The organism is Caballeronia sordidicola, from assembly GCF_002220365.1.
Lineage (GTDB): Bacteria > Pseudomonadota > Gammaproteobacteria > Burkholderiales > Burkholderiaceae > Caballeronia > Caballeronia sordidicola_C.
In genome coordinates this window covers 13751-36392 of the sequence record NZ_MTHB01000013.1, presented here as the reverse complement: position 1 = coordinate 36392, position 22642 = coordinate 13751, and the positions used below count along the sequence as shown (strand labels likewise).

The 22642-nt window shown below is 57.7% G+C and carries 21 protein-coding genes and 2 pseudogenes; 13 read left to right on the top strand and 10 right to left on the bottom strand.

The window, feature by feature from the left end; translation table 11 throughout:
* On the bottom strand, window positions 1-358 hold a 358-nt coding region (locus tag BSU04_RS47005), incomplete at its 3' end, for a hypothetical protein (protein ID WP_218827217.1).
* A gap of 23 nt (window positions 359-381) precedes the next feature.
* Between BSU04_RS47005 and BSU04_RS01405 the strand changes: the two genes are divergently transcribed.
* Window positions 382-510, top strand: coding sequence for a transposase domain-containing protein (locus tag BSU04_RS01405; protein ID WP_179258167.1), 129 nt, complete (start codon window positions 382-384; stop codon window positions 508-510).
* 14 nt (window positions 511-524) lie between these two features.
* Window positions 525-1016, top strand: a complete 492-nt coding sequence (locus BSU04_RS01400) for a hypothetical protein (protein ID WP_089158916.1) — start codon at window positions 525-527, stop codon at window positions 1014-1016.
* Window positions 1017-1441: 425 nt separating this feature from the next.
* Here BSU04_RS01400 and BSU04_RS01395 read toward each other — a convergent pair whose 3' ends face one another.
* The gene (locus BSU04_RS01395) at window positions 1442-1864 is read right to left on the bottom strand and encodes an SRPBCC family protein (RefSeq protein ID WP_089158915.1); all 423 of its coding nucleotides are present in this window, start codon (window positions 1862-1864) and stop codon (window positions 1442-1444) included.
* Window positions 1865-1887: 23 nt separating this feature from the next.
* Between BSU04_RS01395 and BSU04_RS01390 the strand changes: the two are divergent.
* Window positions 1888-2019: pseudogene (locus BSU04_RS01390) on the top strand (HU family DNA-binding protein); the annotation flags it as partial.
* 52 nt (window positions 2020-2071) lie between these two features.
* Here the strand turns inward: BSU04_RS01390 and BSU04_RS47290 are convergent.
* The 4 genes from BSU04_RS47290 to BSU04_RS01375 form a co-directional block, all read right to left on the bottom strand.
* The gene (locus tag BSU04_RS47290; RefSeq protein ID WP_256981993.1) at window positions 2072-2200 is read right to left on the bottom strand and encodes a hypothetical protein; all 129 of its coding nucleotides are present in this window, start codon (window positions 2198-2200) and stop codon (window positions 2072-2074) included.
* A gap of 64 nt (window positions 2201-2264) precedes the next feature.
* Complete coding sequence (locus tag BSU04_RS01385; protein WP_089158913.1) at window positions 2265-3842, bottom strand: hybrid sensor histidine kinase/response regulator; 1578 nt, start codon at window positions 3840-3842, stop codon at window positions 2265-2267.
* Window positions 3835-4650: an alpha/beta fold hydrolase gene (locus BSU04_RS01380; RefSeq protein WP_089158912.1), complete on the bottom strand. Its 816-nt coding sequence runs from the start codon at window positions 4648-4650 to the stop codon at window positions 3835-3837. The genes BSU04_RS01385 and BSU04_RS01380 overlap by 8 nt, the downstream gene beginning before the upstream one ends.
* A gap of 599 nt (window positions 4651-5249) precedes the next feature.
* Window positions 5250-5936, bottom strand: coding sequence for a TetR/AcrR family transcriptional regulator (locus tag BSU04_RS01375; RefSeq protein ID WP_089158911.1), 687 nt, complete (start codon window positions 5934-5936; stop codon window positions 5250-5252).
* Between the two features lie 120 nt (window positions 5937-6056).
* Between BSU04_RS01375 and BSU04_RS01370 the strand changes: the two genes are divergently transcribed.
* From BSU04_RS01370 to BSU04_RS01350, 5 genes and pseudogenes are all read left to right on the top strand, one after another.
* A complete protein-coding gene (locus BSU04_RS01370; RefSeq protein WP_089158910.1) occupies window positions 6057-6617 on the top strand; it encodes a hypothetical protein in 561 nt (186 codons plus the stop codon).
* Between the two features lie 64 nt (window positions 6618-6681).
* Window positions 6682-8109: a carotenoid oxygenase family protein gene (locus tag BSU04_RS01365; RefSeq protein ID WP_089158909.1), complete on the top strand. Its 1428-nt coding sequence runs from the start codon at window positions 6682-6684 to the stop codon at window positions 8107-8109.
* A 66-nt stretch (window positions 8110-8175) separates the two neighbouring features.
* Window positions 8176-8580, top strand: coding sequence for a hypothetical protein (locus tag BSU04_RS01360; RefSeq protein ID WP_256981992.1), 405 nt, complete (start codon window positions 8176-8178; stop codon window positions 8578-8580).
* 1502 nt (window positions 8581-10082) lie between these two features.
* Window positions 10083-11846, top strand: a complete 1764-nt coding sequence (locus BSU04_RS01355; RefSeq protein WP_179258166.1) for an ATP-binding response regulator — start codon at window positions 10083-10085, stop codon at window positions 11844-11846.
* A 181-nt stretch (window positions 11847-12027) separates the two neighbouring features.
* Window positions 12028-12634, top strand: a pseudogene (locus tag BSU04_RS01350) (IS6 family transposase).
* A 129-nt stretch (window positions 12635-12763) separates the two neighbouring features.
* Here BSU04_RS01350 and BSU04_RS01345 read toward each other — a convergent pair.
* Together BSU04_RS01345 and BSU04_RS01340 are read right to left on the bottom strand one after the other, a co-directional pair.
* A complete protein-coding gene (locus BSU04_RS01345) occupies window positions 12764-13726 on the bottom strand; it encodes a tyrosine-type recombinase/integrase (RefSeq protein ID WP_179258165.1) in 963 nt (320 codons plus the stop codon).
* Window positions 13719-14111 carry a hypothetical protein gene (locus BSU04_RS01340; RefSeq protein ID WP_179258164.1) on the bottom strand — a complete coding sequence of 131 codons (393 nt, stop codon included), beginning with the start codon at window positions 14109-14111 and terminating at the stop codon, window positions 13719-13721. Before BSU04_RS01340 ends, BSU04_RS01345 begins: the two co-directional genes overlap by 8 nt.
* A 306-nt stretch (window positions 14112-14417) precedes the next feature.
* Here BSU04_RS01340 and BSU04_RS01335 point away from each other — a divergent pair, with 306 nt between their 5' ends.
* The 5 genes from BSU04_RS01335 (at window position 14418) to BSU04_RS45135 (ending at window position 19687) form a co-directional block, all read left to right on the top strand.
* Window positions 14418-15584, top strand: coding sequence for a hypothetical protein (locus BSU04_RS01335; RefSeq protein ID WP_089158906.1), 1167 nt, complete (start codon window positions 14418-14420; stop codon window positions 15582-15584).
* Window positions 15575-16714, top strand: a complete 1140-nt coding sequence (locus BSU04_RS01330; protein WP_089158905.1) for a hypothetical protein — start codon at window positions 15575-15577, stop codon at window positions 16712-16714. The genes BSU04_RS01335 and BSU04_RS01330 overlap by 10 nt, the downstream gene beginning before the upstream one ends.
* A gap of 46 nt (window positions 16715-16760) precedes the next feature.
* The gene (locus BSU04_RS01325; protein WP_089158904.1) at window positions 16761-17444 is read left to right on the top strand and encodes a hypothetical protein; all 684 of its coding nucleotides are present in this window, start codon (window positions 16761-16763) and stop codon (window positions 17442-17444) included.
* A 23-nt stretch (window positions 17445-17467) separates the two neighbouring features.
* On the top strand, window positions 17468-18943 hold the full coding sequence (locus BSU04_RS01320) for a CsgG/HfaB family protein (RefSeq protein WP_179258163.1): 1476 nt from the start codon (window positions 17468-17470) through the stop codon (window positions 18941-18943).
* Between the two features lie 210 nt (window positions 18944-19153).
* A complete protein-coding gene (locus BSU04_RS45135) occupies window positions 19154-19687 on the top strand; it encodes a hypothetical protein (protein WP_144021091.1) in 534 nt (177 codons plus the stop codon).
* Between the two features lie 924 nt (window positions 19688-20611).
* Here the strand turns inward: BSU04_RS45135 and BSU04_RS47000 are convergent.
* A complete protein-coding gene (locus BSU04_RS47000; protein ID WP_218827216.1) occupies window positions 20612-20764 on the bottom strand; it encodes a hypothetical protein in 153 nt (50 codons plus the stop codon).
* 242 nt (window positions 20765-21006) lie between these two features.
* Complete coding sequence (locus tag BSU04_RS01305) at window positions 21007-22566, bottom strand: FAD-dependent monooxygenase (RefSeq protein WP_089158900.1); 1560 nt, start codon at window positions 22564-22566, stop codon at window positions 21007-21009.
* Between the last annotated feature and the right edge of the window lie 76 nt (window positions 22567-22642).

The window sequence follows — 22642 nt, the reverse complement described above, 5'->3', positions numbered from 1 at the left end:
CATTGCGCTTCTCCCGGACGATGGTGGAATCGTCCGTTGAGTTTCCGCGCAAATGTCGATTGATAAGAAGTTGGTGCAGATTGCACAAGGCCGCTACGCTGACGCGCGGATCGCCGAGAACCAGAGCGGAGCATGCGGCAGCATCCAACATCCATTCGGCAATGACCCTAACCTCACTGTCGCCCGCGTCGATATGGACGACCCGACCTCCGCCGCGCTGCTCAACATCTCGAACCTTGACGCGACGACGAAACAGCGGATGCCAACGATAATGGACTTCAACTTCTTGCCCGATATGGGCAGAATGAACGGGAACTGGTCGTCGGAAGATCGAATTGGATGTTCGCAGGTTCTCCACGAGGCGCCCGGGCGGCGGCAACCATGTATTCCCTCATCGGGACGGCTCGCCTTAACGGTATCGAACCCTATGCGTGGCTCGAACGAACGCTTGAGAAACTGCCATCGTATCCCGTCAATCGCGTGCACGAACTGTTGCCGCTCGCCCGTTAAAACACCTCTACACCATGGACATTCTCGACTCGCTTCGGCAGGCGCCCAGCGCCGAGCTATATCGCCTCTATCTAGCTATCGGCAAAATGCTTGATGACCCTCGACGTATTCTCGAAATACGTCAACGCCTGCACCTGGGGATGGCCGTGAACTACGTCGGCGACAACCCGCTTGGACCGCCGGCGCAAGGCACCATAGTTGAACTTCGCCAAACACAGGCGGTGGTTCAAGAAAGCGCAACTCGACGCCGTTGGGGCGTGCTCTATGCAGCGATTATCCCAGAAACTTCGAGTGCTCAGCCTCACGTCGAACCAACACCGCCGCCGAGAACGCAGCGTGAAGAATTCTTCATCGGTGACACGGTTGGCTTCACCGACAAGCACCTGAGCGAGCGCGTCGGCATCATCGTTCGACTAAATGCGAAGACCGCCTCGATTGCCGTCAATGACACTGATGGTCACTGGCGCGTTTCGTACTCTCTACTGCGAAAGATCGTCGACATCTAGCCTTCGGGAAACGCCCCTACGGGTTCCGCTGACGGATACCTTTCAAAGAAGATATTATGCAATGCGAACAATAATCGATTGAAGTGTATCGATCCATCTCGAGGGTTAGGCCGCTCGCGATAGGTCGCGGCAGCGAGAGTCGCGACCAGCATGAAGGTGAGCGGCACCCGATAGGGAGAAGTCAATACCACTGGACGTAGGAGATGCAGGAGACCGTGCGTTTGCGGCCGCGACATAGCTAAATTTCTGGTTCGCTTCTCGCGCCGATCCCGTCCAGCAAGACTTGTCAACTTTAAGTCAATTTCAGCAAAATGGACAACTGTGCGTCAATCAAAATTGACGTAAAGTCGTCCAGCACTGCTCGCTGTGCCTTATAAACTGGTCTTTGGGTCCGAACGACTTTGTGTCATTTGACAGCCGCGGGTTCAATCCGGTACTGAGAAGTATTCCCTCAGCTTGACACCGAGGATCTGCTTCCACCCGTCCTCGAACCGTCTCCTTGCGAAGTGGGGGTCGTCAGGGAAGCTGTCGAGGCCGGTGTGGGTGACGCGCAGGCGAGTGCTGGCACCCTCCGAGAACAGCTCGAAGATGACTTCCGATAGGCCAGGGAAACCTTTGTAGCCCCAACTGTGCGCGAACTTGGCTCCTTCGACGACCTGCGTGACCCGCCATTCCTTCTGGTAGGCCGAACCATCGTCGGCAAATTCGAACCCGAAGCCTACGTCTGGATTGACATGGCGCAACTGCGGGAAGTACCAGGCCCTTAGCGCATTCTCATCCGTGAGCGCCTGCCACAAGCGTCGGGCGGGTAGATGAAAGAGTTCTTCCGTCACAAGTGAATTGTCCATTTTCGACTCCCTATTGTTGCGTAACGCTTAGCATGGGCGCGCGGGCCGCTCGCGCCGGGCGCAATCCGAGGACCGGCGAGCCGCTTCAGATCGCTGCGTCAAAGACCGTCAAGTTCACCGCCGGAAAAGCATTCAAAGACGCGGTGAACAAGTAGGGCGCGGGACTATTCTGAGCCCGAATGTGAGGGCGGCTAAGCATCACTTACGCTACGGACCAATCCCGACATCAGGGACATTGCAATCATTGCGTTCACTGCGCTCGATGCGTACGAGGTACGTCGCCATCTCGTCGATCACGCATTTGACGGCTATTGCCAAAAAGGGCCAGCGGTCCATTCGGCTAGCCGCCTTTAAACTCTCTTGCAGAAAAACGAATGAGCAACGACAGGCTTTGAAAACGTCAAGCTCCTGGGTCTACGCTGCCATCAGCAAGAATCGCCAGAAGCCGTTCCAAATCGACCGGCTTTGTGAAATGAAAGTCGCATCCTGCCAGCTCTGCATCTTGCTTGTCTTGCTTCTGGCCCCAGCCCGTCAACGCAATCACCAAAGCGGACTTTCCCGGTTGACTTTGCCGGACAGCCTGCGCGACCTCATATCCAGTCATATCGGGAAGCCCGATGTCCAGGATTATTGCCTCCGCGGAAAACTCATCCGCTATGCGTATCCCTGTCCTTCCATCCGAGGCTGTAAGCGCGTCGTATCCCTCCGCTTGCAGCAACATGGCCAAACTCTCGGCCGCATCTTCGTTGTCGTCGACAATCAACACCCGACGCCGTGCCGCGTTGCGAGCCGGCAGATCGGATACATGAGATATCGCTGTTGCGCTTGGCTCGTTCGAAAGCGGAAATCGAACGATAATCTCGCTGCCCAAGCCAGCGCCCGCGCTGTGAGCCGACACCGACCCACCGTGCAACTCTGTCAAGGTGCGAACCAGGGATAGGCCGATTCCGAGTCCTCCCTGCGAGCGCTCGAGACCCGCGTCAAGCTGCGTAAAGATTTCGAACAACGAAGGCAAGTGTTCGGTTGCGATGCCGATGCCATTGTCGCGGACCGAGATGACGGCCTGTTCGTCCTCGCGGCGGACTGTTAGCCAGATAGCCCCACCGTTCGGGGTGTATTTGGCGGCATTGTTCAGCAGGTTCTGAACGATCTGGGAAAAGCGTGTTGGATCCGCGTTGATGAAAATTGGCTGGTGGGGCAGCTCTACCGTCAATGTATGGGACGCCGCGGTGACAATTGGCTGACACGCTTCGGCTGCGTATTTCAAGGCGGTAGCCAGATCGAGGACTTCCCGGCGCAGGGTAATTTTCCCCTCCGAAATCCGGGACACCTCCAGCAGCCCGTCGACCAAATGCGTCATCTGAGTCATTTGACGATCGAGTACGTCACGTGCCCACAGCATTTGCGGGTCTGCGAAATTCTTGAGGTGCAACAGATCGACCACGTTTCGCATAGGAGCCAGAGGGTTTCTGAGCTCGTGCGCGAGGGTGGCCATGAAAGCGTCCTTTCGTCGATCGGCCTCGCGCAATGCCTCTTCGGCTGCTCGTTTTTCCTCGAGCGCGACCTCCGCTCTTTCGCGGGCGCGAAGCAGTTCACGCTCGTATTGGTGCCGGTCAATGACTACGAGCACTGCGAATTCATTGTACTCAACATCACCGTGCCGACGGCGGGCGGCATTGATCAACATCGGCACCTTGCGCCCGTCCCGATGAATCATATCCACCTTCACTTCCGCCACCGATCGTTGCATCTGCAGCAGTGGCGCCCAATGGGTCTGGTGGAAAACCTTGCCACCGATCGTCAGCAGATCCTGGATCCGGCGCTTTTCCAGTAGCTCTTGCGCCTGATATCCAACCCACCCGCAAAACGTCGAATTGACGCGCACGATCATGCCGTCGACCGTGGTTGCAAGCAGACCGCACGGCGCTCCCTCGAAAGCCTCGTCTATCGGAGAAAGCGGCCTCTGCTCGCTATCCATGGTCGGTGAGACCAAGTTGGCGCAGGAATGCTTTGGTCGCGTCGACGCTGGCGCAGGGCGCGCTCAGGTGCGGGCAATGTCCGACGTTGTCCACAACGCTAAGTGTGCTGCCAGGTATTTGCGCCAACATGTACTCACCGACGCCGAGCGGCGCCAACAAGTCGTCGCTCGATTGCAAGATCAGCGTAGGCGTGGTGACCCGCGCCAGGTCGGCGCGATGGTCCGCGAGAAAGGTGACTCTGGCGAAGTGCTTGGCAATCTCGGGATCCGTACGGCAAAAGCTGTTGGTTAGCTCCACGCCAAGCTCGGGTTGATCCGGTGAACCCATGATGACAGGCGCCATGGTGCTTGACCACCCGAGGTAATTGCTTTCCAGGGTTTCAAGCAGACCATCGATATCGCTGCGGGTGAATCCGCCAACATACTCGCCATCGTTGATGAACGAGGGTGAAGGTCCGACCATGACGTTCGCGACGAAACGCTCTGGGGCCTCTATGGCTGCGAGCATGCCAATCATCGCACTGACAGAATGGCCCACATAAATAATTGGCCCACTCGCAAACTCATCCATGATTTCGAGCAGGTCCGCAGCATATCCGTGCAGCGATCCATACTTGGCGTAGTCATAGGCAGCAAGGTCCGACTGGCCGCTTCCGACCAAGTCAAAAAGAACGATCTTGTGCCGGTTGGCAAAGTCCGGGTGCAGATACCGCCACATGGTCTGATCGCAGCCGAACCCATGGGCAAAAACGATTGTCGGGGAGCCCTCACCGCTCGAGTGAACATTGTTCCGCTGTTGAATGCTCATGATTCAAATCCCGTATGATTTACCGAACGTCGCCTTATTTAGTTCTATTTTGCCAGCATTGCCGGTGAACGCGATCTTCCGACTATCGGCTACGGTTCAGAGTGAGAAGACGCGCGGTTAGCCCCGATCTCGGTTCCCACCATCAGAGACGCATCGCTTTGCGCTGGCGCCAGTGAAGCCAATTGACGGGAATGGATGCCGGACGACAGACGGAGAAACAGTTGACTTCGCGGAAGATATCGGCCGTTCGACACGCGAGAGCGACAGCTTGGTAAGGGTGGAACCGGGCCGTTCAATGTCACTTTGCGGGGCCTTCCTAGGTGGTCATAGTTCAGGGGAATGGAATGACAGGCGCAAGGCCTGCAAATATGGATTGCTATCATTGCTATAGCAAATCTGTAGCACACGAAATTTCCCCTCTTAAGCATCAGCCGACTTCTATGCTGTTCCGGCTCACGCGAACTTATCCGACGGAAATCGGCCATGATGGGTCGTTCGTCCATTGGCGCTACTGGCCATTCGTGCGACCGCTTCGCTCAGGTAACGGACGTTACCTGCAGACATTCTGAGGCTTCCGGACTACTGGGTGCCCTCCGGTTTCAGGCATCCGGGACCATCTTCATGCTGTCGATGGCCGCTTCCACCAGCGCGCGCGCATCGCCGAAGTCCGGTGCCGCGCGCGCCACGCTATCAAGCCGGTGGTCGACCAGCAAGGTCGCGAGTCCGTGTACGTAGGCCCACGCAGCGGTAATGGCGATCGCCTGCGCGGTGCCGATTCCGGCGAATGCTCCTGCTTCCTGTTGAGGTTTCGTCACCGCGTCGAATACACCTGCGAGCGCACGCGCAGAGATCTGCCGCGCTTCGACGAGCGATGGCCGCTCGGAATCCAGCAGTTCGTTGCGCGACATTAGTCTGAAGAGGTCCGGATGTCCGATCGCAAAGTCGATGTAGCCGTGCGCGGTCGCCTTGCGCCTCGGCTTGCCTGGCGCCGCGCTCCGTGCCTGTTCCTCCATCTCGTTGGCAAGCCGTCTGTGTCCGGCAGCCGCCAGTTCGCTCAGCACTCCTGCGGTATCGCCGAAATGGTGTTGAGGGGCCGTGTGGGACACGCCGGCCTCCCGGGCAATCGCGCGAAGGGTCAGCCCACGCAGACCGTCACGTTTCAGTACGATCTCGGCCGCCTGCAATAGGGCTTCGGGGAGCGAACCGTGATGATAGGGACGTGCCTTGTCGGCACGGCGAGGACGGGCGCCAGCCGGGGCGGCGCGGGAAGCGGTTGATTCAGTCATTCAGCTTTTAAATGTTTCCAGTGTAAAAATATGTTGACGGATTTTTCGTGTCCAGTCAAAATCTTTCCATCGGAAACATTAACTGACATCATCACTGATCGTGATTCAAAGGAGGTTGACATGGGAATTCTGCTGGCCTTTGCGCCGTTCCTGGCTTTCGTGGTTATTGAGCGCACAATTGGCGTGCCGGCGGGCCTTGCAGCCGGCGCAATCGTATCCGCGCTATTGCTGTTGCGAGACATGGTGAGCCCCAAGCGGAAGGTAAAGGTGCTCGAAATCGGCACCTTTATTCTATTCGGTGGATTGACGGTTATCGCGCTGTTGCCAGGCGCGACGGAATGGTCGATTGCAGCGGTCCGCCTGCGTGTGGACACCGGTCTGCTGCTGATCGTCCTCGCGTCGATCGTGATGCGCCGTCCCTTCACGTTGCAATACGCCCGCGAAGAGGTGTCATCTGATCTATGGGAGAACCCGGGGTTCGTGCGGACCAACTACGTGATTACGGCTGCATGGGCCGCGGCGTTCGCCGTCATGGTGATCGCTGATATCGCGCTGACGTATCTGCCCGCGTTGCCCCGTTCAGTCTCGATCGTCGCGACGGTGTTGGCGCTGGCGGGCGCGGTTAAGTTCACGGCTGGTATCCAGAGCGGGAACGTAACGTCGTCCCGGGCCGTTAAGTAACGGGAAAATGCGACATGACAAAAGATAGGCTGAGCCGGCGTGCATTCCTCTCGGTCGGGGTCGCATGATGGCCGCCGGAAGTCCTGGGACATCGCCAGCGTTCGCAGCAACCTCCGATGCGGGAGGCGAACCGCCCGTCGGTACACCCTGGCGCAGCAACAATCCGGCGCTAAGCGGCGCATTTGAGCCGGTATTCGATGAGCGCGACGACGCCGACCTGCGGGTTCAGGGCGAGATTCCCGCTGGCCTGAATGGCGTTTTCATGCGCAACGGGCCGAATCCGTGCTTTGAACCCGATGCGCGCTATGCGTATCCGTTCGACGGCACTGGCATGATCCACGCGATATTCCTTCAGGACGGACGTGCACGATATCGAAACCGCTGGGTCGCGACTGATGAGTTGCGTGCGGAACAACAGGCCGGACACCGGCTCTACAACTCGACGTTCAGTCCGCCACCGCAAGCGAATCTCGCGAATACGAATATCGTTCATCATGGCGGCCGGTATCTGGCGCTGTACGAGGGTGGCAAGCCGTATGAGCTTGATGGTGGCATCGGCACATTGGGGCGGTTCGATTACCAGGGCAAATTGCCTGGCGTGATGTCCGCGCATCCGAAGACCGATCCGGTCACCGTCGAGCTGCTGTCGGTCTCATACGACCTGAGCAGCGGCATGTTGACTTACATGCGGGCGAACCGGTCCGGACAGATCGACCGCGTCGTTCCTTTCCAGGCGCCGTGGGCGGCTATCGTGCATGACGTCGCGCTGACCCGCGGGTATCTGGTCGTGTTCGTCTGTCCGTTCGTCTTCGATTGGTCGCGGCAGGGCCCTCCTGGATTGTGGGAGCCGGAGCGCGGCGCCAAAGTTGCGCTGATTCCGCGCGACGCGCAGCACGCGGAGCAGGTCCGCTGGATCGATGCACCGCCGTTCTTCCACTGGCATACGATCAATGCATTCGCGGACGGCGACCGGATCGAAGCTGTCCTGCCGTGGTATGACTCTCTCTCTTTGACGAGCCATTCGAAACGGCTGGAGCTTCACCGGCTGGTAATCGACATCGACAGGGGCGTAGTGCACGACGAGGCGATCGACGATCAGCCGTGCGAGTTCGGACGGGTCAACGACGCGTATCTTGGACGACGCGCGCGGTACGGATACGTAGGGTTGCGCATGCCGCGGCCCGGCGAGAAGCCGCAGATCGGCGCGTTCGAGGCAATCGCACGCTACGATCTCGTCACCGGCAGCAAGACTGTGCACCAGTTCGCGCCGGGCTTGACGGTTTCTGAACCGGTGTTTGTTGCTGACCCGCACGGCCGGCGCGAAGAGGACGGGTTCATCGTGACGTTCGTACATGAACTGGGTAGCAGCGCCGGACGTTTCGTGATTCTCGACGCGCGGCAGCTCGATCGCGAACCGCGCGCCGTGATCGAACTGCCACGGCGCGTGCCGGCCGGGCTGCATGGAGCGTGGATTTCTGCGTCATTGGCCTGAACCGGGCTTGCTCTTTTGAACACCATGCACAGCGAAGGGCGCGACTTACTTGCGAGGGAATTGGCGATGACCACAACAATGCGCCGTGAGGGTGTGACCTATACGTTGCACCATATCGGCATCCCCACTACGGAGAGGCGGCCCGGGGAACGATATGCCGCGAAAGTAAAGATGTACACGACGGATGACCTGAGTGGCCCCGTACCGGTACAGTGGCATCGGTATGAACCCGGCTCGCCGCTACATCCGCTACTTCGAGAACAGCCACATGTGGCATACAAGGTCAATGACCTGAGCGCGGCGATCGAAGGTCACATCGTGCTGCTCGGCCCGTACGAACCGATCGACGGATATCGCGTCGCGGTGATCGACAATGCGGGCATGCCGATCGAGTTTGTCGAGACGACCCTCACGGATGACGAGATCTGGGGCCGGGCGAGAAGTGGGCAAAGCGCCAGCCTGTACACGTAAATCGGTAGAGAGTCTTTAACATGCCTTACCTTTCCGGTCGTGTTCGGCAGTCTTTATGCCTCGAAAGCACCGCTGGGAACGGCAGGATACGTCCGGCTTAAGACAGCCTGTCGCAACGGCCTCAAGCCATATCGACACTTCAATATGCGAAATCCGGACCGCAGTTTCCGACCGGCCTACTGACATCGCGGCAGGAACGAACGACCGCTTCAGCTTCAAGGCAGTCGCTAACCGCTACCGACGCGAAAGTCTGCAACGGGTGACTTCTGCTCGACGCGGACCGATCAATGACGACTGATCCGGCAGTTCAACGTCGAACCGGGTCCGCCACAAGCGGTCCTTCAATACCGTGACTTAGATAGTTGACAGCCGATGGAAAATCGTTTTAAAAAACGGCTAATCCACTTGGGCTATACCTTTTACGAGAATCCTTCGTTGCTGGTCAACCACGTAAAAAACCTTTATTGATTCGCCTGGATTTGCATGAAAACTCACGCGATATTCTACGTCTTGCCCTTCGACGCGAAATACGAATGACTGCTTCATTAAGAAGCCGCCTTTGGGTCCAGGCCTAAGCCACGAGAGTTTATCGATAGTCACAACTGCTTGACGTATCGGTGGGATCGGCGACGTCACGTTCACCCTGAATGCCGGAACGATCGCAAGGTGCCACGTCGTTAGAAACAGCGCGAGTGCTACTAGAAGGGCAGCCACCACTCCGAGTGGTCTTGCCTTGGCGGATTCAACTGGTCGTTGCAACATCTCTTAAAGGAGGTGTCAAATGGGACGACCACAGGGTTGGGGTTCGCAACAGACAGGAAGACCAATAATGCAATCGCCCGGCAGGCCAGGTGTCAATCAGCAAGCGACATTCGCTCTTGCCTCAGACGGACATCCGAACGTCGGCTCCACTCACTTAACGGACCTTTGTCCTGCGATCACTTATATCGCGCTGTCGTCTGCGCCAACGCCTAGGCATCTTCCCAGTTGTGATGCCTCAGGTTCCAGCCCTGTGGCCGACTGCGGTCGCCGGGCGAACCACATGCTCATTGTTGCTCTGTAACGGTCGCCCTTTTTGCGCAGCCTGCGGGCTGTCCTGAATCGAGAAGGTCACGCATGCTCTGCGCACGCGTTTTAGCGATTATGTTTGGTTTCGTCGCGGACAGAAGGGCCGTTGCCGCTGTCTGTGCCGTCGGGCGCTGCGCTGTGGCGTCCTGTTGACTATTCGGGCACAGCGCCAAGCATATGCCTGCCGGCCGCGAAGGTTGTGGATAGCGGAAGCGGGGAGAACGCGTTTATACCGCTACATTTGTGTATACCTCCTCGATTGACGTGCTGCTATTCTGTTGCGGATGAAACGCTGCCGTATTTGCGGACGACAACATTCCTGATCGGGCATCGTCATGAGAGCGTCGAGCTTAGTGGTGCACAGGTTCAGATCGGCGGCTCTGGAACGTGCGTTCCGAAAAGACTACGCGCGGCGCTTCTCCGGACAGCGAAAGTTGGCCATCACAATCTTCACCGGATTGTGGATCGTGTTTTCCATCCATGACCTCGGGCGGATGGATGTGCTCGATCCCACCCATCTGCACCGCAACGAAATCATTCTCGTTAGATTCCTCGGATCGATCGGCATGCTGATCCCCGTGCTGCTTTGGACCCCACGCGCATTCGACGAGCGCTGGGCCGTCGGGCTGCTCAGCATCTGGACACTCAGCGGCTGGTTTGCCGTCCTCAGATTGATGCAGATTTACGTTGGCGTTGTGCTTTGGCGCGAAGTTTACTCGATCCTGACGTTGTCGCTGTTCATGATATTCGGCGCCTTCCGGCTCAGAACGATCACGACGGCGTGGCTGATCGGGATATGCATGGTCAGTTTTCTGCTGATGCTCTATTTTGTGCCTTTCGGCGCGAGCTTCGGCGTGCACCCGGGGATGGTTATTGACCGCGGCGGGATGGTAGCCATGACCTATGTCATCGGTTTGGTCGTCAGTATCCCGCTCGAACAAAGCGCGAGACGCGAGTTCATATTTCGGCGTAGCTTGCGCGCGGCTAAGGCGCGCATTGAAGCGGCGTCGCGCGTGGTCAACGATCAGAACCGGCGCATGCAAGAGCTGATACGGGAGAAGGAGCGATTCTTTTCATCGGCGTATCACGATATCCAGCAGCCGCTCGCTGCCATCAACCTTTTCATACGTAGTGCCCGGACCAACATGAGCGACGAACGCGCGGTGGATCGAGACCTCAATGTCATCGAGGAGACTGCGTCCGATATTCTCGCCATGTTTAAGGACATACAGGACTATAGCGAGTTGGGATCGTATGCTCCCCGCCTCACGCCGGTCAATGCGCATGATGTGTTAACCGAAGTTTTCGAGCAACACCGGGAGATGGCACGGTTGCGCGGTATCGATTTCAGAATCGCGGGAAGGCGAGCTCGACCGCCGTTCATCGAGACCGACCGTTCGCTCTTCAAGCGGGCCGTCTCCAATCTCGTATCAAATGCAATCAAGAATACCTCGTCGGGCGGCGTAGTGCTGGGCTGGGTGCAACTTGGGGACCGGCTGCGCGTCGACGTATGGGACACCGGGATCGGCATTGCACCCGCGCATCGGGAGGCGATTTTCGCCGAGTATTATCAGATCAACAATCCGGGACGCGACCGTTCGAAAGGGCTGGGACTAGGGCTGTCGATCGTGCAGCGCGTGGTCCGGCTTTTGCACGGCCATGACATGAGTTTCGCGTCGGTCGAAGGGCGCGGGTCGCATTTTTCGCTCTACGCGAGGGTATCGGCATTGAATCCGGCAGCTGAAGCGAACGAACGAGATATCGACGTATGCGCGCCCGATCTCAGCGGCATGTTCATTCTGCTATGCGACGATGAACCGATCGTCCTCGAAGGGCTGCGGCGGCTTTTTTCGCGCGCGGGAGCGCTCGTGTATGCCGCGGAGTCAATGACGGGATTCGAAGCCATCCTTGCCGATGACAGCCGCATCCCGGATCTGATCGTCACCGATATCCGGCTGCGTGACAGTGCGACTGGCAAGGATGTGGCCGGGCGGATCAGGCGCCACTTCGCCTGGGCGGGCACCATTCCTGTTGCATTTATCACCGGGGAGCTGCTGTCTGATCAAGCGCTTCGCGATTTTCCCGAGCCGTTCATGCTATTGCGCAAATCCTCCGCTCCGGAAGATTTGCTCGTGGAAATCAGCCGCTATCTTGCCGCTCAACCGCCGGTAGATCTCAATCTCGCGAAGGATCGTTGACGCAAAGGGGGGCCGAGCGTGATGTCGCGCAGATTGAAGTGCCCGAGCAGGCGGCCGATGTACGTGCGCACCGCAATATGCTCCAAGCCCTATTTTTAACGCGATGGCACCCTTTCAGCTACCTTCACGGCCGTTCGGACGGTGTTGTCAGGTTGCTGGCCCGGTCACGTAAGATGGCGTGATGCAGAAATCGAAATCGCTCTATCATGGTCACCGTTCCCCAGCCGAAGTCATCAGTTGTGCTGTGCGCTGGTATTTCCGCTTTCAGTTGAGCTTGCGCGACATCGAGGAACTGCTCTTCGAGCGTGGTGTGACCGTGACATACGAGACAATCCGATGCTGGTGCGATAAGTTTGGCAAGGGTTTCGCTCACCGGGTCAAAGCGGCGCGACAAAGCCGCGGCCAAACGCTTCTTCAAGCGTGTGCTGCGCTCGAGCCCGGTACCGCGCAAGATCGTCACCGATCAGTTGCGCAGCTATCCGGCGGCAAAAGCGGAGATCCCGGAACTTGCGAACGTGAAGCACGTGTTCGTCAAAGCGGCCGCCCGACTGAACAACCGCGCAGAGAACAGCCACCAACCAACGCGCGAACGCGAGCGTCGCATGCGCGGCTTTCGCGACCCGAAACGCACACAGAAATTTCTCTCGTGCTTCGGGCCGAGCAGGCAACACTTCGCGCTCAAGCGGCATCTGCTGCGCGCTTCACTCTATCGCACACAGCTCGCGGTGCGATTCATTGCCTGGCGCGAACTCACCGAAGTCACCCACAATCCGTCCTACGCGTTCTGAGGGACGCTTTTTCCTGCCGTCTTTCCGCCTCAGTCTCGACAAGTTGACAGAGCCGATCAGAGACATTCGGCCGGGTACCTCGCAGACGCCCGGCGTGCGTGAATTTCCTTTTCCTTGGATGCCCCCTCTTTACACGCGGATCCGCTCCACTTCGTCCAAGCTGATCTCGTCGTGTCGCCGGTCGTACAGCTGCGTGGTGCGCGTGGAAGCGTGATTCGCCATCGCCGCAGCGTTCTCAAGCGTGCCGCCATTTTTCAGGTACGCGGTGATGCCGGTCGCACGAAACGTGTGGTTGCCAATCTTCGTGTCGAGGCCGGCCGCGAGCGCCCGGCGCGTCACCATCGCGTACGCATTAGCCTGGGGCAGGACGGTCGCGCTCAGTCGGGCGGTGCCGCGCTGGATCGTACGAAACAACGGGCTCTTCGCGTCATCGGCGATGCCGGCGCCATCGAGATAGGCGTGCAGATACGCCTCGAGCGTGTGGTGACATGGCATCTCGTAACGCTTGCCGCCTTTTTCACGCAGTCGCACCCACAGTCGCCGGTGCTGCACATAGACGTCGTCGACCCGCATCGCCAGCGCCGCCCCGACCCGCGCGAACGAAAACACCATCAACGCAATCAACGCCCGATCCCTGAGGCCAATGGGCGTGCTGACATCGATGCTATCGAGCAGCTGCCGCGCCTGGGACGCATCGAGCACGGTCGTTTTGCCCTGGCGTGCGCTATGACTGGGTCCGCGCACGGACGCGGCCGGATTGTGCGGCACCACCTGACCGATCATGAGCCAGTCGAAGAGATGCCGGATCGCAGCGAGATGCTGCTTGACCGTCGGTGGCGACAGCGCTTGCGTCTGGAACTCGATCCAGGCGGCCACATGCAGCGGTTGCACGGCCGTGATGGATCGAACGCCAGCCTGTGCGCACCAGGTCAGGAATTCGCTTACTGCATGCGCATACGCTCGCCGCGTGTTTGGGTTGCGGATGGCCGAGGCGAAGAACTCAAGAAACCGGATGCCAGCGCGTTCGCCGGCACTGACCACCAGGGCGGGCAACGGCGCAGACGACCGGCCGGCGAGCGCGGTCTCAGGCATGATCGGTCGCGGGTTCTTCGTGCTGTTCCGTGACCGCCATCGTCAGATTTAAAAGCCCGTACAGTTCGCCCGCACTGGTTGCCTCAACTTCAACGTCGCCCATTGTCAGGCGCAACGTGCGCCCGGCTCGACCTTGTAGCCAGGCGCCGGTCGCCCCGGTGAGCGTGGACCCGGCGACGGGCCTGCATGGGACCATGAATTCCCCAACGAAGCCGTCGCCCCCATCCGCGCGGTCGGTTGTGAAGGCGACCGGGGTTATCTTGCCGCCCTCGGCCCGGGCGAGGCTATAGAACTTCCGCAACTCGGCCTGGTAGCCCGGACTGAAGGACGCCTGATCGTCGGGTGCGCGCACCAGGGTCAGACGCATGGTTTTCGAGGTCGGCATGGCGTAGCCCGTTGCGGACGCCTCAGCTAGGGGTATGCCGAGTTCTCGTAGAACCAGGCACACGAAGCGCTGTGCCTCGAATGGCGGCTCATGCAACGCGTTATCTGCAAGGACCTGCAACGTCGGGTACGGCAGAGCGCCTCCGTGTGGTAAAACATGCTCGATAAATATGTAAATATTTGTTACAAAATCGGTAATTAAGTGATAAGCTGTTGATAGTTTGCGAAAGCGTAAGAGAGTACGCGGCCCAACGCAAAAATAACGAGCGCTACTGCCAAATCGCGGGGCGCGAAGACAACAAGAAAAATGATCAAAATATCCGGGGTTAGCGTCGTTCGCGCGGCGCTAGTAGTGTTCGCCTTATTGATTGCTGCCCATAGCCATGCTGCAACGGTCTATATCGGGGGCTTCGCATACTCAGGCGACGCAGCGAGTCTAGATACACGTTTCCATTACACCCGGGGCATCGAGGCCAGTCTAGGCTCGCAGACTCCCGGCAAGCTTCTGCGCGAGATGCTTGAGAAGTCACCTCCCCAACATTTTAAAATCGAACCGAGAGCGATCGCGGATTTATCCGATAACGATCAAGCCATCGTCGCTGCGTTGATCATGACCAACGAGACAGTGTCGGTCGAAGAGATTGGCGGGATATATAAGCTGCTGGTCAATCTCCGTGCTCAGGCTTTGTTTTTCGACTACAAATCCATGACGATAATGCGCGCTTATCCGATAAGCGTCGCGATGCTTGATGTGCTGGACCATCCGCCGACTGACGCTGAGACAAGCGCTCGCGTGCGGACGTTGTTACTCGGTGGATCCGACCCAGGCTTGCTTTCCCGCTACGTACAGCGTCTTGACGAAGCTAGCTTGTCAAATACGGCAACTCGTTTCGTGCAGATATCCAAAGTCACGGTTGCGGATCCTGCCCGTGCACTGCTCCCGCAAAAGCTCACATCTCCGGGCGCATCTGAGACGTGGGTAGCAGACACTTTCGGCGAAGCTCTTTCATCCCAAGCCGGTGTACCTGTCTTGCCTTACGCTAAAGGTTATGCTATCGGCAAGGTAATGGCGACGCAGTTCTCCGATGGTTCAATCTTCAATCTCAAGATCCCCGAAGCGGATTACGCGATCACGGTCGACGTGACCGGGCTGAAGCGCGTCCCGTTCGGGGAGTCTGCGGCCGGTTCTAGTTTCATTTATGCGTCTTACGCGCGAATAAAAATGGAGGAGCCGCTCTCTGCGATGGTGTTTTTTGATTCCCCACTCAAGAACGGTGAAACCAAGGCAGTTCCGGCAACGCAGCAATCAGTTGACGACGCCCCAGCGTATCTGGATTCCCTCCGGGGACTATTCACCCGTACGGCGACGGTTTTTGGCGGGACCAACTTGCCATGGCTGAAAGCTGCTGCTGGCGGCGCCGACATCGACAAACAACTCGCCGACACACGCACGGTTATCCAACAATGCAAGTAAAACAATTGATTATTACCGCAGCGACGTCCATGGTCATGGTGGCGTCGGTGCACGCTCAACTTGTGAACATCAAAGGCGTAGGGGTCGTTCAATACACGGGCAGCGCGGCTGATCCACAGGCTAAGGATGAGGCATTGCGTAAAGCTCAAGTCAACGCGATCGAACGATATTACGCTTCGAACGGCGAGGCCGAAAGCGAGAATTTCGACAATGTACGAGATAAAGTGGAAGGAAATCTCGATAAGTTTGTGCTCGATGCCACGACATTGAGCGAGCAGGACCAACCCGACTCGCATCGATACACCGTATCGGTTCGGGCCGAGCTTAATGTCGCAAAACTACGCAATACTCTCAAGGCTAGCTCGGCGACAGCGAAGACCGCGGCGGGTCAGAAGTCTACGCTTACTTTCGTGTTCCTTGCTCGCCAAGTCGCATCGGTCAAAAGCTTCGATGCTCGAGTCTACAAGCGGGCGGACATGAATGTTTCCGGTAGCTTGCGCGGCACGGAATCGGTCAGCGGAAGTGAGGGTGAATCGGTAGATGACGCTCACGTGTCAACAAACGCAACGAAGCGCAAAAATGCCGTGAGCTCCGAAAATGTGAGCGCTAGCGTCCAGACCGGTGGCAGTACTACTCAGAAGGCCGATGACGTTCAATGGAAGCTGATGCCGAGCGGCAATCTCGATGCGGCTGTGTCAGGAATATTTGCACAAGCTGGATTTGACGTAGTGGATGTGGGCTATGTTGAACCGCAATCGCATGGTCTTCTGAGTTTGAAGGCATTGCAAGACGACTATAAGACCGGCGATGACCCAAAGCCGCAAACCCTCCGCAACACGGCTGCCGGTTTGCAGGCTGCACAGGTCCCATACCTTGCGCTCACCACGCTTGACGTTGGCACCAAAGACGTTGACCCAGACACCGGATTGACGCGTGTCTACGTAACGGTAACCGGCAAGGTCCTGGACCTTAGTGGCCGTTTCCCTCGCACTGTTTCGTCCGTTGGGCCTGAGCAATACGCAGGCACCGGCCCATCTCAGGATGTTGCCCAGACCAATGCGCTGAAGCTAGCTGCTGACAAGGCGGCGCGGGAGTTGGTCAATCAAATCAATGTAGTCGGAGTTCGTTAAATCAGCGCGTATGCAACGCGCAATCACTTTGAACCGGGGAATAAAAATGAAAAAACAATTGGTTGTCGTGTCGCTGATGGCAGCTATCGCTTCGCCGATCGCCGCGAATGCATTTGGTCTTTCGAATCTGACCGACGCAGTCACCGGAAAGAAAGCGGACGCTGCGACGCCTTCGACGGCTCAAGGTGTCGATCCGTCTGTCGCTCAGGATCAGTTGGTCCAGGCGTACGTTGCCGCTGATAAGAACGTACTCCAATCACAGGTACAGATGGCTTCGGCTCTCGGTTTGAAAGACGAATCCGCTAAGGCCCAAGCTGCAGCGGACGCATTGTCGTCCGGGGCAACGAAGGGTGGCTTAGAAGACACGCAGACAACGCAATCGGATGTAGCTAAAGCTATTACCGCAAAATTCCAGGACAAGGACGCACCAGCACTTAGCGATGAAGCCAAGAAACAATTCATCTCTGGCATGGCATACCTAGCAAAGGGTGCGATTGGTTACGGGTTGCTGAAAGACAATGTATCGACTTTCAAGAATTCTATGTCTGCGATGTCTCCAGTCGCCCTCGGCATGGCTTCCACAAAGCTTGGAGCGGGCCTGTATGTCGCTAAGACCGTGCCGACAAACGCAAAAAACGTTTACGACGCGCTTAACGGTGCGGTGTCGTTTGCAAAAGAACGCGGCATTCCTGTTCCGAGTGACGTCGCCAGCGCGACGTCCGCAATCTAATCGGGGCGTATACGGGAATGTCTATGCGTGTGCGCGCTATCGCCGCTTTGGCTATGTCGACGGCGTTTATCGTTGGCTGCAGTAAGTCGGAACATACGGATGCACAGGCGACGGCCCCTATCGCCGCGCCGGTCCAAGTGGCACCCGCTACGCCGATGCCTGATGCAGGCAAGTTGACGACCGTGCCGGTGAAAGCTGATGGCTCCGGGCGTAGCGTCGGTGAGGCGGTTAACGAAGCAATAAAGCTCGCAATTTTGCAGGCAAATGGGGCATCCGTTGACATGTCGTCTGAACAGTTCAGGTTCGCGCTCGATGTTGCAACGCCGTTCGATTCGGGCAGCGTTCGCGCAGCAGGGTTTGCGGAAACCGTTGCGCAAAAATCGAAAGGCGCTGTGACGGGGTTCAGTATCTCGAGCTTGACAGGTCCCGACGCCAGCGGCATCTATAAGGTCAGCATTGAAGCATCGGTCGCAAAGTTTGCGCCTCCAGCCGATAGCAAAAAACTAAAGGTGGTAGTCGCACCCATCAAAATCGACGTAACGCAGATTGAGTTGGGTGACACGACGGTTCCGGCGCAGAAAGTTGCCCAAGACATTCGTCAGCAAGTAATCGACGCACTTTCGCAAACCGGCCGGTTTTCAGTTCTCGATCGCGACACGGCAGATGTGCAAAGTGAGTTGGATATGATTTCGTCCGGGCAGGCGCCGGCAGCTGAGATTGCCAAGCTCAGCCAGGCGATGAGCGCCGATGTCATTTGGGTCGGTCACATTAACACCCTGTCTTACCGTAAGAATGCGAGAAAGCTTGCAACCAGTGACCGCGAGCTAGTTAGCTACGGTGGTGGGTGGTCTGTTTCGCAACGGATTGTTAACGTCGCCACACGACAGGTAATGGAGGCTGACACTCTGGAAGGTCAAGCGTTGCCCATCAAGCCGACAACGCTAGGCGCCAAGTTTGACCCGTCGCAGACGCTCCGCGAAATGGAAGGCGACATAGTCGGCAACATAGTGAGCGCCACGCTGATGCGCACTTTCCCTGTCACAGTAATCTCACGCGATGGTAATACCGTCGTTTTGAGCCAAGGTGGGCAGTCAGTGAAGGAAATGGCGCGTTATCAACTCGTTTCGATGGGGGTTGAGATGAAAGACCCACAGACCGGAGAGTCGCTCGGCCGCGTGGAGACACCGTGCTGCGAGGTTGTTATCGACCGTGTCACTCCGAAAATGAGCTACGGGCATCTGGAAAATGTCCGCAGCACACTTGACGGAACGGCGGGTTCCCTGCAGGTTCGCGGAATCATCAAGACTTCGAGCCAACCCAAAACGCTGGAACCCGCAAGTGGGTCTGCAACGGATTCATTGAGCGCTGCCGCTTCAACGCCTGCCGTAACGCAAGTTTCGCTGTTGGGCCATGCGAGTACCATAGCGACCTCCAAGAAGACGTCGAGGCACGGCTCGAAAGGAAATGCAACTGAAGGTGGGGACGACTCCAACTGGTAGAAATTTGTCCTGTTCTATCTAAAGAAAGAACCGTAGTCCTATCGATCTTGATGCTTTCTTATGTTGAAGCCTTTGGCATGCACGAACGAACATTGCAAACCTTGCGGTTTGCCGATCTCATGCCGATAAAGAGTTTGCATTTCCATTCGAAAAAACGATTTCATCAATTTGGACACTCAAATGCAGAGACGACTACTATCGATTCTTATCGTGAGCGCAAGCACAGCTTTATTCGGCGGGTGCGCCGCCACGCTGCAGACCCAAGACAATGCGCCGTCGGGTGAAAGAACCTCGGTATCCGGTATCGTCGTTCCTCCTGCTTCGACCCATACAGTTATTTTGCGTATGAACGGATCAAAGGTAGCCACTGCTTCGTCCGACTGGCCGCAGGTGCAGACAGAATGGCGAGAAGCCATGCAAGGTGCCTCAAACCCGGACGGACTTAACTTCATCGATGAAAGCGCAGGAATAGCATCCCGGAGCGGCGCCGGCACAGTCGTGGATGTCTATGTTGACGACTACCACTTCGTCTCTCAAGGTGCACGGATCGCATTTGGGATCATGACAGGCAATGCTTTCATGCAAGCCAAGGTGACTTTCCGCGACCTGCAGACTGACCAGGTATTCGGGGAGCGCTCCTACAACACCAAGTCTTCAGCATGGCAGGGCATCTTCGCACCGACTACTGACAGGCAGACCCGTGCCATCGTGGCTGATGTCGTGAAGCAGATTAATCCGCGTTAGCGCATCGGGGGCGGCCGGCCCCAAGACCTGACGGCGTCGTCGACTTGCGGGCTCCTGCCGTTTCCTTGTGCGCCGCATGTGGGCCAGCTGAGCCACCGCCCGGATGGCAGATCAACAATCTGCCGACGAGCTGCATCTCATCGCGAGGATTAAGCGCATCTCGCAGATTGACCCCTACGAAGTTGAAGCTCGTCAGAGCCAACGTGATCGCGAGGCTGGGTGCGGTCAACGACCGTCGGAAAGTAGGGCGATGGTCGGACGGCGAGCCGTACATACTTAACTCTGGTGTATCCGGCCGAGTATAAGGGGCGTCGGTACGACGTTGCGTCCGCCCAAGACAAGCGACTACGCAACCGAGTATCTGACGCGACATCGAAAAGACGAGGGACCGCTGTACTCGAAAACTCGCCGATCACTTGGCGCGACGAGCGTCCGTTGCACTTTGGATGCGCTCACGAAGATGTAAGCAATTCAGGGGCAGTTCCGTGTTGATGATAGCCAGTCACATCGGCCCACAGCGATCACCGCAGCCTCTCGAGGCGAAGACGAAAGTCAGGCAGTGAATGCAAGTTGATCTTTTTTGGTGGCTGTGATCGATTTATCGGCAAGCCAGACACAATGCAGTGACAAAGTTATGTAATGCATCGGAGGTTCTTTAACCAGTATGCCGAATCGATTTGACATAATGTTATGAACGATTTTAAGTATACGATTAGCTAATTTACAAACCATAGAACTCAATTTTGATTGCGATTGAAGGCTGGCGTTGGCGATAGTTGCGGTGCGGCAAGTCGGGCGGCTCCCCAATAAGAGCGCCTTTTCGATGGTGCTGCCGCCTCGTCGAGCACAGTAGCTTTGCGCTGGCGCGCGAGTGGCTCGGTCCGCACACCGAGGCAGCCGGATCGCGCGGCACTACCTGGCCGATCACGAGCCAGTCAAAAGGGTCACTGATTTGGGCCACGTGCTGTTGATGGTTGGCGGCGACAACGTCTTGGTATGGAGTTCGTTCCAGTCGATCACATACGGTGGCGACACGCCCGTGATCGACGTGAAACCGATCTGCTGGCATCGGGCCATAAATTCACTCACCTCGCGTGGGTAGGCGCGGGGGGTGTTCGTAATCCATGTCTTCGCGCCTCTCGGCCGGTCATCGGCCTTTGCGGTTGTTGGCGAGCTCGTCGCAGTCTCCGCGATGCCGGCTTCAGGGGCCTTAATTGAACTGGCGCTATCGGCCATGAAGGGACATCTGCTCGGACGATCGAAACGACATTCGAACGGCTGATGTTCAGGTAAAGCGGCCATGCCGATGACGCTATCGATTAAGCGGATCCGACCGCATCTCTGGATCCGCCGAACCATCTCGTCAAGGCTACGGCAAATTCTTTGGCGCAAGGAGTTGCTTCACTCACCCAAGCGACAAATCCGTCAGGACGCAGCAGTACAGCGCTCAACCCCAGCCGTTCCTTGGCATCGCTCGCGACATAGGTAACCTGCTCTCGCCAACCGCTTGCAAGCGCCTGAAGCGACGCGCTCGAGTCGAATTGCAGGAGCAGGCCCTTGCCATCGCGCAATTGGCTGCCGATTTTAGTTCCGTCGATTAGCTCGAAATCAGGCGCGCTGCGGCCGGCCAGTGGATGGTCGCAGCCAAGGTCGTAGCGCAGCGATACGCCCCACACACGCTCAGCGAAATAGGTTGCGCCATCGCGGGTCTCGATCAAATCACGGATGACTGCTGCAAGCGCGCGTGTGCTCTGCGTGGGGCGCATAAGTGCAACCTGCGCGCGCGACCAGTCGAGAACGTCTGCTCCCACCGGATGCCGCTCTCGCTCATAGCTGTCGAGGAGATCGCTCGGCGCGTCGCCGCGGATAGTCGATGCCAGCTTCCAGCCCAGGTTCATCGCGTCTCCCAGACCCAGATTGAGCCCTTGACCGCCCAATGGAGAATGGATGTGCGCAGCATCGCCCGCTAGCAGCACGCGCCCTTTGCGGTAGGTCGTCGTCTGGAAAGCGCGATCCGTCCAAGTGGTAGCGAGCTGAAGTTTCGTCAGGGTGATATCAGTGCCGGACACCCGGCGCAACACCGCTTGCACGTGCTCTAGCGTGATTGGGTGGATTCGGTGAAAGACGCCGCCATCGAATTCCACCATCGCGATGGTGCCGGGCTGCGCATAGGTGAACATACCGGTTGGCGTGTAGTGCCGGCCGGGTCGAAGTGCCTCGGGGTCAGCCAATTCGACTTCGACGGAATACCCGGTGAATTCGGGATCGGTGCCAACGAATTCGAACGCCGCCGCCTTGCGTATTGCGCTGCGGCCACCATCGCAACCGACAATCCACTGTCCGACAAAAGTTTGGCCGCCCGCATGGACGCTCACCTCGCCGTCTGAAGCATGAATTGCGTCGACGCTTAAGCCGCGCCGGATCTTAACGCCCATCGCAATAGCGCGCTTGGCCAAGACGGTTTCGAGTGTTTCTACTGCGATCGCCATGCTGGTGCCGGCCGGGCTTGGCAGGCGATACGGCCACTTTGAGGTGTCGATATTGTCGCGATAGAACTGGATGCCAGCGAAGTGGCCGGCCGCTCGGCGCTGCTGTCCCATCCAATGCGGGGTGCTCGCTGTCTTGCCTGCGGCATCGCTTTCACGCTGCATCGCGACTACCTCGTCCAGCAGTCCTCGGCGATGTAGCGAGTCAAGGGTAAGCGCCGAGAGTCCGCGCATGCCGAATGGAAGGCGCTTTAAAGTGGAATGCGGGCTTTCGGCTTGCTCCAGCACCAGGACCGAGATGTCAGACAGGCGCAACTCGGAAGCGAGGAACAGACCGACGGGACCGGCCCCGGCAATTACAACGTCGTAGATATCTGAATGATGTGTGCGCATGAACCGCTCCTGTGTCGAAGTCCGACCGGAGCGTTTCTCGGTTGAGATCCACACGGACGAACGTTCAGACGCCAAT

Bases quoted from the DNA above. Each gene is read 5' to 3' on its own strand.
- BSU04_RS01405 (WP_179258167.1), top strand. From the start codon at position 382: ATGTATTCCCTCATCGGGACGGCTCGCCTTAACGGTATCGAACCCTAT.
- BSU04_RS01400 (WP_089158916.1), top strand. From the start codon at position 525: ATGGACATTCTCGACTCGCTTCGGCAGGCGCCCAGCGCCGAGCTATAT.
- BSU04_RS01395 (WP_089158915.1), bottom strand. From the start codon at position 1,864: ATGGACAATTCACTTGTGACGGAAGAACTCTTTCATCTACCCGCCCGA.
- BSU04_RS47290 (WP_256981993.1), bottom strand. From the start codon at position 2,200: ATGGACCGCTGGCCCTTTTTGGCAATAGCCGTCAAATGCGTGATCGAC.
- BSU04_RS01385 (WP_089158913.1), bottom strand. From the start codon at position 3,842: ATGGATAGCGAGCAGAGGCCGCTTTCTCCGATAGACGAGGCTTTCGAG.
- BSU04_RS01380 (WP_089158912.1), bottom strand. From the start codon at position 4,650: ATGAGCATTCAACAGCGGAACAATGTTCACTCGAGCGGTGAGGGCTCC.
- BSU04_RS01375 (WP_089158911.1), bottom strand. From the start codon at position 5,936: ATGACTGAATCAACCGCTTCCCGCGCCGCCCCGGCTGGCGCCCGTCCT.
- BSU04_RS01370 (WP_089158910.1), top strand. From the start codon at position 6,057: ATGGGAATTCTGCTGGCCTTTGCGCCGTTCCTGGCTTTCGTGGTTATT.
- BSU04_RS01365 (WP_089158909.1), top strand. From the start codon at position 6,682: ATGATGGCCGCCGGAAGTCCTGGGACATCGCCAGCGTTCGCAGCAACC.
- BSU04_RS01360 (WP_256981992.1), top strand. From the start codon at position 8,176: ATGACCACAACAATGCGCCGTGAGGGTGTGACCTATACGTTGCACCAT.
- BSU04_RS01345 (WP_179258165.1), bottom strand. From the start codon at position 13,726: ATGCCTGAGACCGCGCTCGCCGGCCGGTCGTCTGCGCCGTTGCCCGCC.
- BSU04_RS01340 (WP_179258164.1), bottom strand. From the start codon at position 14,111: ATGCCGACCTCGAAAACCATGCGTCTGACCCTGGTGCGCGCACCCGAC.
- BSU04_RS01335 (WP_089158906.1), top strand. From the start codon at position 14,418: ATGATCAAAATATCCGGGGTTAGCGTCGTTCGCGCGGCGCTAGTAGTG.
- BSU04_RS01330 (WP_089158905.1), top strand. From the start codon at position 15,575: ATGCAAGTAAAACAATTGATTATTACCGCAGCGACGTCCATGGTCATG.
- BSU04_RS01325 (WP_089158904.1), top strand. From the start codon at position 16,761: ATGAAAAAACAATTGGTTGTCGTGTCGCTGATGGCAGCTATCGCTTCG.
- BSU04_RS01320 (WP_179258163.1), top strand. From the start codon at position 17,468: ATGCGTGTGCGCGCTATCGCCGCTTTGGCTATGTCGACGGCGTTTATC.
- BSU04_RS47000 (WP_218827216.1), bottom strand. From the start codon at position 20,764: ATGGCCCGATGCCAGCAGATCGGTTTCACGTCGATCACGGGCGTGTCG.
- BSU04_RS01305 (WP_089158900.1), bottom strand. From the start codon at position 22,566: ATGCGCACACATCATTCAGATATCTACGACGTTGTAATTGCCGGGGCC.